At 37.7% G+C, this 12,806-nt stretch carries 12 protein-coding genes; 3 read left to right on the top strand and 9 right to left on the bottom strand.

Annotated elements, in window-relative coordinates:
• Positions 1-103: 103 nt before the first annotated feature.
• From A6A20_RS11110 to A6A20_RS11085, 6 genes are all read right to left on the bottom strand, one after another.
• A complete protein-coding gene (locus A6A20_RS11110) occupies positions 104-913 on the bottom strand; it encodes a glycosyltransferase family 2 protein (protein WP_279573492.1) in 810 nt (269 codons plus the stop codon).
• Positions 913-1,800, bottom strand: a complete 888-nt coding sequence (locus A6A20_RS11105; RefSeq protein WP_279573491.1) for a glycosyltransferase family 2 protein — start codon at positions 1,798-1,800, stop codon at positions 913-915. The genes A6A20_RS11110 and A6A20_RS11105 overlap by 1 nt, the downstream gene beginning before the upstream one ends.
• A gap of 2 nt (positions 1,801-1,802) precedes the next feature.
• Positions 1,803-2,978, bottom strand: a complete 1,176-nt coding sequence (locus A6A20_RS11100; RefSeq protein WP_279573490.1) for a hypothetical protein — start codon at positions 2,976-2,978, stop codon at positions 1,803-1,805.
• Positions 2,979-3,755 (bottom strand): glycosyltransferase family 25 protein, encoded by a 777-nt coding sequence (locus A6A20_RS11095; protein WP_279573489.1) that lies wholly within the window; start codon positions 3,753-3,755, stop codon positions 2,979-2,981. It lies immediately after the preceding gene.
• 110 nt (positions 3,756-3,865) lie between these two features.
• Entirely contained in the window at positions 3,866-5,056 is a 1,191-nt protein-coding gene (locus A6A20_RS11090; RefSeq protein ID WP_279573488.1) for a lipopolysaccharide biosynthesis protein, read from the bottom strand.
• Complete coding sequence (locus A6A20_RS11085) at positions 5,046-6,023, bottom strand: polysaccharide pyruvyl transferase family protein (protein ID WP_279573487.1); 978 nt, start codon at positions 6,021-6,023, stop codon at positions 5,046-5,048. Before A6A20_RS11085 ends, A6A20_RS11090 begins: the two co-directional genes overlap by 11 nt.
• Positions 6,024-6,202: 179 nt before the next feature.
• On the opposite strand from A6A20_RS11085, the gene A6A20_RS11080 reads away from it, so the two are divergent.
• The gene (locus tag A6A20_RS11080; protein ID WP_279573486.1) at positions 6,203-6,955 is read left to right on the top strand and encodes a YdcF family protein; all 753 of its coding nucleotides are present in this window, start codon (positions 6,203-6,205) and stop codon (positions 6,953-6,955) included.
• A gap of 19 nt (positions 6,956-6,974) precedes the next feature.
• Here A6A20_RS11080 and A6A20_RS11075 read toward each other — a convergent pair whose 3' ends face one another.
• The 3 genes from A6A20_RS11075 to wecA form a co-directional block, all read right to left on the bottom strand.
• The gene (locus A6A20_RS11075; protein ID WP_279573485.1) at positions 6,975-8,339 is read right to left on the bottom strand and encodes a hypothetical protein; all 1,365 of its coding nucleotides are present in this window, start codon (positions 8,337-8,339) and stop codon (positions 6,975-6,977) included.
• Between the two features lie 475 nt (positions 8,340-8,814).
• Positions 8,815-9,603 carry a hypothetical protein gene (locus tag A6A20_RS11070; protein ID WP_279573484.1) on the bottom strand — a complete coding sequence of 263 codons (789 nt, stop codon included), beginning with the start codon at positions 9,601-9,603 and terminating at the stop codon, positions 8,815-8,817.
• Between the two features lie 13 nt (positions 9,604-9,616).
• On the bottom strand, positions 9,617-10,693 hold the full coding sequence (wecA, locus tag A6A20_RS11065) for a UDP-N-acetylglucosamine--undecaprenyl-phosphate N-acetylglucosaminephosphotransferase (RefSeq protein WP_279573483.1): 1,077 nt from the start codon (positions 10,691-10,693) through the stop codon (positions 9,617-9,619).
• Between the two features lie 146 nt (positions 10,694-10,839).
• On the opposite strand from wecA, the gene hemL reads away from it, so the two are divergent.
• Positions 10,840-12,120 carry a glutamate-1-semialdehyde 2,1-aminomutase gene (gene hemL, locus A6A20_RS11060; protein WP_279573482.1) on the top strand — a complete coding sequence of 427 codons (1,281 nt, stop codon included), beginning with the start codon at positions 10,840-10,842 and terminating at the stop codon, positions 12,118-12,120.
• A 279-nt stretch (positions 12,121-12,399) separates the two neighbouring features.
• Complete coding sequence (locus A6A20_RS11055) at positions 12,400-12,600, top strand: hypothetical protein (protein ID WP_279573481.1); 201 nt, start codon at positions 12,400-12,402, stop codon at positions 12,598-12,600.
• Positions 12,601-12,806 lie beyond the last annotated feature (206 nt).

Raw genomic sequence — 12,806 nt, 5'->3', positions numbered from 1 at the left:
ATCCAAAACGTCTATTTTTATACCTTTATTAGATTAAAATCACAACATTCTTTTTTATAAGCCCTTAGTGATTGCTAAAAGTGCGGTCTAAAAATAAAAAATTTTATTTTTTTCTATGTAATAGACTATATACCAGGCTCAGTAAATCTCTTGGCAATAAACGAATTGCACTCCGCAAGAACCACGTCCACAGAATATTACCACAATGATCAAAATGATATTGTCGCTTTAATTTTGCTAATTGCCACTCGCTTTTCATATAAGTCCAGCCTTTACGTCTTGCGATCATACCTTTGCCTACTCGCATATAAAGCAAAACTTCAGGTAAGTTAGCCACACGATAGCCTTGTGCAATCAAACGTATCCATAAATTATAATCTTCCAAAAAAAGATGATGCTGGTAACCGCCCAAGGCTTGTAACATACTCTTGCGATAAGCCACTGTGGGGTGATTAAAAGGGCTACGTTTTTTAGCAAAACTAGCAATCTCCTCTGCGGTTGTCGGCACATAACGCTTTCCTGTTATATGCTCTATATCTTGTTCAAACTCAGCTAATTGTGTACCCACAATATCCACTTGATGAGCTTGAATAAATGCCATTTGCTGGGCAAAACGTTGTGGGTGGCAAATATCGTCGGTATCCATACGCAAGATCCATTCGTGCTGGCAATGTTTAATCCCCTCATTCAAGGCTTTACCCAAGCCGACATTTTGACTTAACGGCACAAGTTTTAGTGGTAATTGGCTTTGATATTGGCTAATAACCTGTTGTAAGGCAGTATTAATGTTACCGTCAAGCACTAAAACCACTTCATCGGCAGCTAAGGTTTGTGATAATAAGCTGTCAAAGCATTGTGCTAAAAACGCAGGCTTTTCTTTATCATACAAAGACATTAAAACCGAAAATTTCATTAGATAAACCTTTTTAAATTCACCGCTAATTTAGGCGATAACAAAATAATCATAGCAATAACCAGCATTTTTGGCTTAAAACCTTGCACAAATGCCATACGATAATAATATTTTGCCCCTCGTCTTGATAAGCTCATCAAGTAAGGATATGCCAAAATGGCTAAACGATTTTGGGAAAATTGCTGTTGTTGCTGTTTATTTTGCACATAATGTTGTTCAATATAATTCAGTGCCTGTTGAGTATTGGCAATATTTTTTGACACACTCATCACTTGCGTTTGAAAACGACAAAGGGTCAAGGCTTCAGCCACAAAGTGCGGTCTAAAATCCTTGTGTTTTACCGCTTTAAGCACAAATTCATAATCTTCCAAGGCATTCAATTCTGGGGTTAGCCCCCCCAAAGCAACAAAAAAGGCTTTTTTTACCGCCAACATAGGCATTCCGCCAATTTTATTAGCGGTTAATAAATTAACTAAGGTTAATTGCTGAATATCTTGATAGGGCTTGGTTTGATAGCAAAATCCCTCATTAACCATTTGGCATATTGCAGGGTGATAAATAAAATTAACCTGCGGTTGTTGAGCAATATGTTGGGTTAATAAGGCACATTTTTCCGCCACAAAACGATCATCATCATCTAAAAATAATAACCAATTATTGACCGCACTTTTAGCCCCAATATTACGGCTTTGTGCTGGGCCTTGGTTATGTTGATTGCGTATAAGGCTAACCTTAAAAGGATAAGATTGTGCAATACGAATCGGTTGGTTGGAACAATCATCAACCACAATCACTTCAAAATTTTGTAGGCTTTGTTCGCATAAACTTTGCAATAAACACAAAAGCTCGCTTTGCCGATTATAAGAAGGCACGATAATACTAAACATCATTATTTCCTAAATTTAAATAAGCTACCTTGTTTACCTTCTGTACTAAATAGCGATAAAAACATAAGTAAAACAAGCATTAAGCCGGGGAAAGCATAGCTATCCGCTTTAATGTTAAACAAGGAAATTAAGCCTAAGGTTGAAAGGAAAAATAGCCATTTTGATAGCCCTGTAAACCAATTTTGAGCCACTCGCCAAATAAAATAACTGGTAAATACTAAACAAAGTAGCACATAAGCCACGCCACCATAGAATAATTGGCGAATAAAGCCTGAATCCGAGCCTGCATAATAGCGTCCGTCTTGATTTAAATAATAACCATCGCCCATAACAAAATGCCTAAATTCTGGCACAAATAAATGTTTTTCCACCAAGGTAGTGGTTGAGGAGCTCACTTCTTGTCCTTGATGCAATAAATTTATTATCGGTTCTAAAGCATGAGCAATATAGCGTTGTTCGGGAAAATAATAGGCTAAACCAAAAATAAGCAACACAAATAACACTAAGCTCGGCAAGTAACGCCATTGAAAATACAACAATAGACTTCCCCAAGCACAGAGCAAAAATGTACGCCCTGACAATGTACCAATAATCAACAATGGCAATAACCACCACACTGAGCGAGAGGAATATGCCTTGTGATATGCCAAAAGAAAATGTAAAAGTAAACAATAAAAAATACTGAGCTGAAAAAAGGCAGAGGACGTCAAGGCATATAGGCGATATTGTTGTTCTGAGCCATAAAAACGCGGTAAGGGAATATGTACTGAAAATAAAAACTCAATAATAAACTCAACCCCCAATAACGCCAACATCGCCAAAACACATTGGATTGCAATGCCAATTTTAAGATCCCTTATGATTTTTTCTTTTTGTTGCACATATAACCATTGGTAAATTGCCCAAGCAAAAATAAATAAAATCAAGGTCTTACTATACATTTTTAGCACAGAAAAATCTTGGCTTTGATGAATAAGTAAAGGAATGGCACTCAAGCCAATGAGCAAGCCAATCGCCCATAGGCTATCTTTGGGAATGGCGATCCCTTGCGGATATTGTCCACGATAATATTTATATCCCACCGCCACACAAGCCATAATGCCCACCACAAACGCCATTCGCCAAATATGATTTAGCCAAGGATCATAAAGATAAAATAAAGAAACCAACGCCGACATTTAAACCCTCCAATTTCGCCATAACGCCATTACTTTTTTAAGGGGATATTTGGCTAATTTTAGCAGTAAATGATGATCTAAGGCTTGACGCTCTGGGGCAAGATTACTGGCTAACTGTGGATTTTCAATACAAAGCAATGGACGCACTAGCATTACGTCAATATGCCCTTGTTGGGCAAAAAAAGGATAATCGTCCGCTAACCAATAAGGTGGTTGCTGTTCGCAAAGTTGTAGAATACGCTGACAAGCGGATTTTTTGATTAAATAAGCCACTGTGCCAGCAAAATAATTTTTATAAGGATAACTATAAGCATAATGGCTGTTCATAATGGGCTTACGCCAACATTGCAAGGTGGTAGGATAATTGATTTCAAGCTCTTTATCATTAAAGCTGGCAATTTTAGATTGCCCCAATAACAGAATATCCGTCTCAATCTGTTGTTGCTCAATTTGGTTGAGATATTGAGCAAAATTATCAGCCCATAAGGCATCATCTTCACAAATTAACACAAATTCTTGCTCGTCAATTTGTTGGTCTTGACAAATTTTTTGATACACCGCCAAATGGCTCAAGGTACAACCAATCTCGCCACGGCTCACTTCTCGCTGATAGCGTTGGCGAAATTTCTCTTGCTCAAACACTGAAGTAAGATCTTGCAATGACTGATCTAACATATTTACTGCACTAAAAATTTCCACATCTTGGCTATCCGCTTGTGCAAAAAATAATTGTCGCCGTTGGCTATCCTTGGCTAAGGAAATTAAAAATTTTTTCATTTTTGACCGCTCTTTTTAAACATTATAGTCGTTTCAATTTAAAATGAGACAAGGCGGCACGCCGAAGACAGTACAAATAGTACGGCGAGGCGTGCCAACGCTGTATCATTTTAAGATTTTTCCCATAATACGGGATATTTATAATAATAAATGATTGAAATAATTAACCTGACCACACTCGCCCCAAGCAACGCATAGGCAACGCCCCATAATTGGTAAGATTGGAAAAGATAAAACAAGCCACAAAATATCAAGATAGATAGCATTTGTCGCAATAACAAGGCAGGTTGCTTACCTAGGATCAACATATTTTGCGACAATAACCAACCTAATCCCGCAATAATGGCATTTAGCATAAACCATAATAATAAGGGGGCAACCTCAAGATAGCTTTCACCAAAAAAGAATTTAATCACAGGTGCTGCCAATAACGGTGCAACCACAATCACCCCAAGCGCCAACAGCGATATAACCGCTAATACGGTTTTTAAACGATTAACTTGGTTAAGTAAGCCTGAATAATAATAATCCGCTAAGCTATTGATAAATCTCGTTATTAACGCATCAAAAGCAAGGCATACCGCATAAAGCCCCAGCACATAATGATTCATCAAAAGGGCAATCATAAATTTGTCTAAATTGACTACCGTTGCCCCAAATAATTGGAAAAGATTTTGTTTAACCCAAGTGGTAAGAAAAAATTTCGCTTGGATTTTATCAAGTTGCTGATGCTGTTGCTGAAATTTACGCGCAATATGAGCTAAATAATACAGGCAAAACAGGGCTTGTAACAGTGCAACGAAGGTCAATAACCCCAACACCACATCCAGTGCTTGTTGTCCCCAAATAACATAGCAAAGCCCATAACATAACACCGAAAGAAAAGGCTGTTGCAAAACCAACAAGCGATACACCGCCATATTGGCGTCAATTTTGCTTTTTTCCAATGTGATATTAAAAATCGCCGTTAACCCAACATTGAGGATAAATAAAAAGGCAAAAGGCTGAAACTCGGTAAAAGATAAGCCAATATAACTCGCCAACAAGCCATAAAGCAAAAATGCAATCATGTAACCTTGCCAATATTGATATTGTCGCTGTCGCATACTGAGGGTTAAGGCAAAGCCCACTCCCCCTGTGCCTAAAGTGGCGAGATAGGCGGTGCTGGTAACAAAGAGCAATAAAGTTCCTCTGTCTTCAACGGATAATAACCGAGCCAGCAAAAAGGAACTTGCCATAATCAGCAAGCTACTTAATAAGGTGGTGCTAATCAGTTGGATAAGATGACGTTCAATCTTCATAACGCTGACAATACTCTATGCCTTTTGTCCATTGCTGATAATAAGCAATATTCTTACCATAAGAATTATCACAAACTTGATTAGGAATACCTAATAAACAAGAAAAAATATGCCCATGCAAACGGCTAGTTATTACCAAATCATATTGGCTAAAAATCTGCTGGCAACGCTGAATAATCCTTTGGCTATAAGCATACCAAAAATGATTAATCTGATTTTTTAGCCAAGCCCATTGCAATTTATTGGCTAACTTCGCTAATTTACTGCATAATTTTTCCAGCTGATGATCACGAGCTAACAAAATATCTTGCCAATCCTTAATATCAGCGTTGCTGCCTAAATGTTGTTGTAAACGCCCCTCTAGCTGGCTTGCCTCAATATCTTCACGCAAAAAATATAAAATTTTTCTATTTTGCTCCGCACTTTTTTCTTGTTGAGGCTGAATTGGCAATAAACCATAAAGTTGATGTGCCAAATCTGGGCAAAGTTGTACCTTGTGGGAAAAGGATTGCATCAGTTGATAAGTGTTAAGATCCCTTGCAAATAAATGGCAATCCTGATGTTGCGCAAAAATAGCGGCGGATTGTTCCCTTGCGGTTTGATCGCTAAAATAGGCAGTTTGTGGCAACACAATAATACGATGATCAGGAAAGGTTTTTACCAATAATTCTCGCATTTGTTGCAAAGCAGGATAAAGATCGCCAAAGTTGCCACCGCCATGGCATAAAATGGTGGTGCTAGGTTTAATCTGTCGTTTAACTTCTTCAATATCAAAGGTTTGCCAACAACGTCTAAGGCGAATATCAATCTGATAATCTTGGAAAAATTGCTCTGTACCAGCATAAATTAATAAATCCCCCACATTGAGGTGTAAGGGATAATCAAAATAAAAAACCTGCTGTTTATCTTCAATCAAATCAGCAATTTTGCTTAATTGCTGTTTTAATTCAATCAATACGTTATTCATAAATGTTCACATTTAGCCATAAGGTTAAATTGCGTATCATAGCGATTATTTATTAAACTCACAAGAAAATAGTACAACAGGGCTTACCAATGCTAGATTATATTAAAGTGGGACAAGGATATTTGCTTTTTTGGCTGAAAATGGAAATAATAAGCAAAAAATTTTGAGTGAATCATACAATGTTTGAGCTAACGAAACTGCTTAGTGCTATTATTCTACCGCCCTTTAGTCTTATCTTAATGGCAATACTTGCTCTCTTATTATACAAATTAAAATATCCCAAATGGGCTTGTGCCTTTGCCAGTACAGCATTGCTAATGTTTTATATATTAAGCCTACCCTATACAGCAGAAAAATTAAGTGATAGCCTTATTAGCGAAGAAATCCCAAGCCAACAAGATTATCAACAAGCCCAAGCCATTGTGGTCTTAGGCGGTGGATTAAGGGATAGCAAAGAGTTATTCGCCAGTATTACCTTGCCAGCCCTGAGCTTAGAACGCCTGCGTTATGCCGCCTATTTACACCAAGTTACCCAGCTACCCATTTTAGTTACTGGCTCTGCTCCTAATGGCAATTCTGAGGCAAAAGTGATGGCACAAGAATTGCAAACCTTTTTCCATACCCCAGTAAAATGGCAAGAAAATAAAGCGATGAACACCAAACAAAATGCCTTATTTACCGCTCAGCTTTTATTACCTGAACATATCCATAAGATTATTTTAGTTACCCACGAATGGCATATGCAACGCGCAAAATGGCTATTTGAGCAACAAGGTTTTGAAGTATTACCTGCCCCAGTAGGGCATGGCAAAATCCCCGCCAGCTATGGCTTATCCTATATGCACTTTATCCCTCAAGCTAGTGCCTTAAACACCAATACGCAATTATTAAAAGAATGGTTGGGGTATTGGAAAGAGAAATGGGGGAAGTAATTTCCCCCTAAATAGCTTGTTATTGGTTGGCAATATGGAAATCCATTACTTCAGTAACGGACTGAGTTGAGAGTTTAAATATTGAGCAAGCTTTATATGAGAGACAACCCCAACCCCATTTATCTTTAAATTTTTCTATAAGCTCTATTGACCAAGGTAATGATTCATTATTAGAAAGCCAGTACCAATCCCATTTATCTTGAAATTTCTCAATTAATTCTATTGACCAAGGTAAAGCTTTATTCCAAGAAAGGTTCTTCCAATCCCATTTATCTCGAAATTTCCCAATCAACTCCATTGACCAAGGTAATGATTCATTATCAGAAAGCCAGTACCAATCCCATTTATCTTGGGATTTCTCAATAAACACTATTGACCAAGGTAATGCTTGATTAGCAGAGAGCCATTGCCAATACATATTATCTTGAAATTTCTCAATAAAAGCTATTGACCAAGGTAATGTTTTATAACCAAAGAGCCTTTGCCAATCCCTCTTATCTTGAAATTTTTCAATAAAGGCTATTGACCAAGGTAATGTTTTATTACCAGAGAGCCTTTGCCAATCCCTCTTATCTTGAAATTTCTCAACCAACTCCATTGACCAAGGTAAAGCTTTATTCCAAGAAAGTTCCTTCCAATCCCATTTATCTTCAAATATTTCGATCAATTCCATTGACCAAGGTAAACCTTCATTCCAAGAAAGCCTTTTCCAATCCCATTTATCTTCAAATGTTTCTATCAATTCCATTGACCAATGTGAGGCATCATTGCAAGAAAGCTCGTACCAATCCCATTTATCTTCAAATGTTTCAATCAATTCCATTGACCAAGGTAAACCTTCATTCCGAGAAAGCCTTTCCCAATCCCATTTATATTTAAATCTTTCAATCAATTCTATTGACCAAGGTAAACCTTCATTCCAAGAAAGTTCCCTCCAATCCCATTTATCTTTAAATCTTTCAATCAATTCCATTGACCAAGGTAAAGCTTCATTCCAAGAAAGCCTTTCCCAATCCCATTTATATTCAAATATTTCAATCAATTCCACTGACCAAGGTAAGGCTTCATTGCAAGAAAGCGATTCCCAATCCCATTTATCTTCAAATGTTTCAATAAACTCCATTGACCAAGGAAGAGATTGATTACCAGAAATACATTCCCACTCCCACTTATCTTGGTATTTTTCAATAAGTTCTACTATCCATGGAATATGTTCTAAACAAGAAAGTAACTCAAAAACCTCTTCTGCTTTTATCGCTTTTAAAATAGCCACCAATCGCCTTTCATTATTTTCATCAGTTAGGTTACAAAGGCTACGAGTTTGTTGATCTGCTTTAGAAGTAACGGTTTGTTTAAGATCATGTAAAAGAATGTCATCAGTCATTTTCTATCCCTATCAATACCTTTATATATCTAAAAATCAATAATTAATTGCAGGATCACTTTATATAGCCGTTTCAAATAAGAATAATACATCGTTGTTAGCTCTTTTATATACTTATTGTATATGCTTTCATTGTATTCCTTGTTTCATTTTTTATTTTAGTTGCCTATAAAACCAAGAAAACAAATAACTCTCCTTTCCCCCTTAAAAAGCCCCAGCCTAAACTTAGAACGATAGAATAATTTTGGCTGTTTGAGCGTAGCGAGTTCCAAAATTATTCATGCATCGTTCTTAGTGAAAGGCTGGATAAAGGCTTTTTCTAGGGGCGTGTTTCTTTGCCTACTTTCTTTACACGAGTAAAGAAAGTAGGGCGTCCCTTTTGAAAAAAGGGGCGAAAACCGTTACCAAAACGGAGAAATGAAAGTGAAAAATAATTTAAAAAACAACCGCACTTTACCTCAAAATAAGCCCAATCCTAATTATCCCTTGGTTTTCTCACTACAACCAAACTCAACAACAGCCCCAATAACAAACCAACCGCCGCTCCTATTGCAATATTTTTTATCATAGTTTGTTTTAAGCTAGAGCCTTGCAAACTTGGCGATTGTAAATAGCGGTAGCTGACGAGCTTATCATCAAGGGGTTGTACCGATAACATAATTTGCAATTTGCCTTTCCAGCTATCTGCTAAATTATTATCTGCGGCTAATTTTACTTGCTGAAATAATACCTTCCATTTATGCACTAAATCGGCATAAAGTTCTTGTTTCGCCTGTTGGTTGGCTTTTTGCACCATACCTTGCATTAATTCTATGGCTAAAGCGGGATTATTAATGGGGCTAGTAAAAGTAAGTTGCATAGCTTGTGATTGCGGACTAAGCTGAAAAGCCTGAGCAAATTGTTCAACCTGTTGGGTTAGCTCAATACCGTTATAATGTGCAAGATTTTGCACTAAGGTTTGTTCTTGCAAATAATCTTTGAGCAACTCTGGCGAACTTAACTGTTTAATAAATTCTTGATAAACCATATCGCTTACTTGTTGATCGGTCATTTTGCTTTCGTCATTGACTAAACGATAGGTGGTAAATAAAGAAAAATAATTGTTTAAGTCGCTAACACGAGGCGGTTCTAAAGTCGTTTCAAAGGCTTTATGCTGTGGTTGCATATAAGCTAAATAAGCCCCTACTGCCCCACCAATAAATAATAGAAAAAGCATACTGAAAATGCGTAGATGCCAAACCTTTGATTTCACTTGTGTCGTCATCAATCCTCCTATTTTATGACTTTTGATAATTTTTACGCCGTAACGCACGCCGTTTCAGGCGGCGTAACCAGCGAGTTACTCGCCAAGCGTGCATAATACTGTATGAATAGAGGAAAAATAAACCAATAAAGAGGATAAACATAATCCATTCATTGATATAATACACTTCCCCTAAAATGCCAAATCCTGCACAAAGTGCGGAAAATAAGGTTATCACTAAAAAAGCTTGCCGATGCGTTAAGCCTGCTCTTACCATTAAATGATGAATATGTAAGCGATCAGGGCGGAATGGGCTTTTGCCCTTGCGTAAACGGCGAAAAATAATGGCAACCATATCAATCAGCGGAATAGCAATAACCCATAATGCGGTAACAGGGTTCATAGGGTGTCCTTGCCCTTGGGTGCTGAGCAATAAAATCCAAATCATGGTAAAACCAATTAAGGTGCTACCTGAGTCGCCCATAAAGACTTTTTTCGCTTGCCCAAACACATTGAGGTTAAACAAGGCATAAGGCAAGATCGCTAAAATCAAGGCAAAACACCAAAATGCCAGATCCTGTTGATTATCTCTTAACATTAAAATCCCAATAGCGGCAAAGGATACGCAGGATAAACCGCTTAATAATCCGTCAATGCCGTCAATCATATTAAAAGCATTAATCACTGCAATGGTAACAAATATGGTAATCACAATGCCGATAAAGCCAAGTTGAACTTGAAAAGGCCCAATAACCTGTCCGAGATTATTAAGATAAATATCGCCAAACCATACCATTGCAATGGCAAGCAAGGCTTGAATACTGGCTCGTAACAAGGGGCTAATATCAAAACGGTCATCTAACACGCCAATGACCAATAACACTAACACGCAAAATAAATAAAGATAAGGTAAGCGTGTTTGATCCCAAGCCAAAAGATAAAAGCATAAATTGCCCATAAACAACGCTAAGCCCCCTATCAGCGGTATTGCCCCCTGATGACGCTTACGGTAATTGGGTTTATCTACTAACCCCCATTTAATGGCGAGGGGTCTTGCTAACATAATGGTTAAAAATGAACAGAGAAAGGTCAATAATAAATTCAACCACATAAATTCTGCCTTAAGCTCGCTAAAGATTGGCAAAGAATACCATTAAAAGCCTATAAAACTCTAATATTTTTATAAAATTTCCGCAAAATTTACCTGATTTTGCAGTACAATATTAGCTATTTGATTGACCCAAATTAGGAAAATTTATGAACCATTCTGAACAATTATTTCAACAAGCCCAACGTGTTATCCCCGGCGGTGTTAATTCCCCTGTGCGTGCCTTTACTGGTGTTGGCGGTACACCTGTTTTTATGCAAAAAGCCAAAGGGGCATATATTACCGATTCTGACGGCAATGATTATATTGACTATGTAGGCTCTTGGGGACCCATGGTATTAGGGCATAATCACCCTGCGATTATTCAAGCGGTAAAAAGTGCGGTAGAAAACGGCTTAAGTTTTGGTGCACCTACCGAATTAGAAATTCAATTAGCGGAATTAGTGTGTGAATTAATCCCCTCAATAGATATGGTAAGAATGGTTAGCTCTGGCACAGAGGCGACAATGTCCGCCATTCGTCTGGCTCGTGGCTATACCCAACGTGATAAAATCATTAAATTTGAAGGCTGTTACCATGGGCATGCTGATTCTTTGCTCGTAAAAGCAGGCTCTGGTGCATTGACCCTAGGGCAACCTAACTCGCCCGGTGTTCCAGCGGATTTTGCTAAGCATACCCTCACTTGTAGCTATAATGATTTAGCTTCAGTAAAACAAGCCTTTGAGCAATATCCTGATGAAATCGCCTGTGTGATTGTGGAACCTGTGGCGGGTAATATGAATTGTGTCTTGCCACAACCTGACTTTTTACCCGGCTTAAGACAGCTCTGCGATCAATATGGGGCAGTGTTTATTATTGATGAAGTAATGACCGGTTTTCGGGTGGCGTTAGGTGGAGCACAATCCCATTACAATGTTACCCCTGATTTAACCACATTAGGTAAAATCATCGGTGGCGGAATGCCAGTAGGAGCTTTCGGTGGTAAAAAAGAAATTATGTCGCACATTGCCCCATTAGGCGGTGTTTATCAAGCTGGCACATTATCAGGCAACCCTATTGCCATGTCGGCAGGCTTAGCTTGTTTAACTGAACTGAAAAAAGCAGGCAACCAAGAAAAACTCGCTCAACTCACTGAAAAACTCGCTCTCGGTTTAAAACAGCTTGCGGATAAACATAAAATTCCTTTTAGCGTAAATTATGTAGGGGGTATGTTTGGTCTTTTCTTTACCGATAAAGCCCAAATTACCAGTTATGCTGATGTGATGAGTTGCGATACCGAACGCTTTAAACAATTTTTCCACGCCATGCTCGCACAAGGCATTTATCTTGCCCCTTCCGCCTTTGAGGCAGGTTTTATGTCCTTAGCCCATACGGAACAAGATATTGAAAAAACGCTAGCGGCGGCAGATAAGGTGTTTGCGACATTATAGAATAATAGCCGTTATATTTTGAAATAACACGAGGCTTATCTCGGATTAAAAGTGCGGTGGGTTTTGAGATTATTTTACAGTAAGTTTTCCCACTTTACTAACAGTCTTCACTATTCAAAAAAGAATACGGAAATCCCTACCATATAGTGATTAATTTATATCCAAAGGGGATTAAATGTGCTAAAATGTCCTTGTATTCTATTAGAATAGAAATACAGCCCTTGTATCACAAAAAGGATTCAAACTTTTGGTTATGTATCAAACTATTGGAGGAATAAAATGCTATCATTAAAAGCAATATTAATTAGTCTTATTATAATAGTTCCTATTCTTCTTTGGTATATTAAAGGTTTAGAAGAGGCAGAAAAGTTTTACATGGAAGCTATCAAAAATGCAAAAGACTTAGAAACAAAAAGAATATTTATGGACGCACTTAGTAAGGTAAGGCGTAATCTGAGAAAAATGAAAGGTCAAGGCTAACACTCAAACCGCCATAAAAGGCGGTTTTTTTGTTGTGTAATAATATAAATCGTTTCAATTTAAAATAAACAAAATGGCAAGCAGAATACAGTACAGATAGTACGGCAAGGTGTGCCAACGCCTTATTATTTTAAAATGGGAAGACTAATAGTGTAACCATTATTCTGTCTTCTGATCTGTATTGCTCTCTTAAACAAAAGTGCAGT

The organism is Volucribacter amazonae (assembly GCF_029783845.1).
GTDB lineage: Bacteria > Pseudomonadota > Gammaproteobacteria > Enterobacterales > Pasteurellaceae > Volucribacter > Volucribacter amazonae.
The sequence above is the reverse complement of the archived record's forward strand: the minus strand, read 5'-3'. Positions and strand labels throughout refer to the sequence as shown.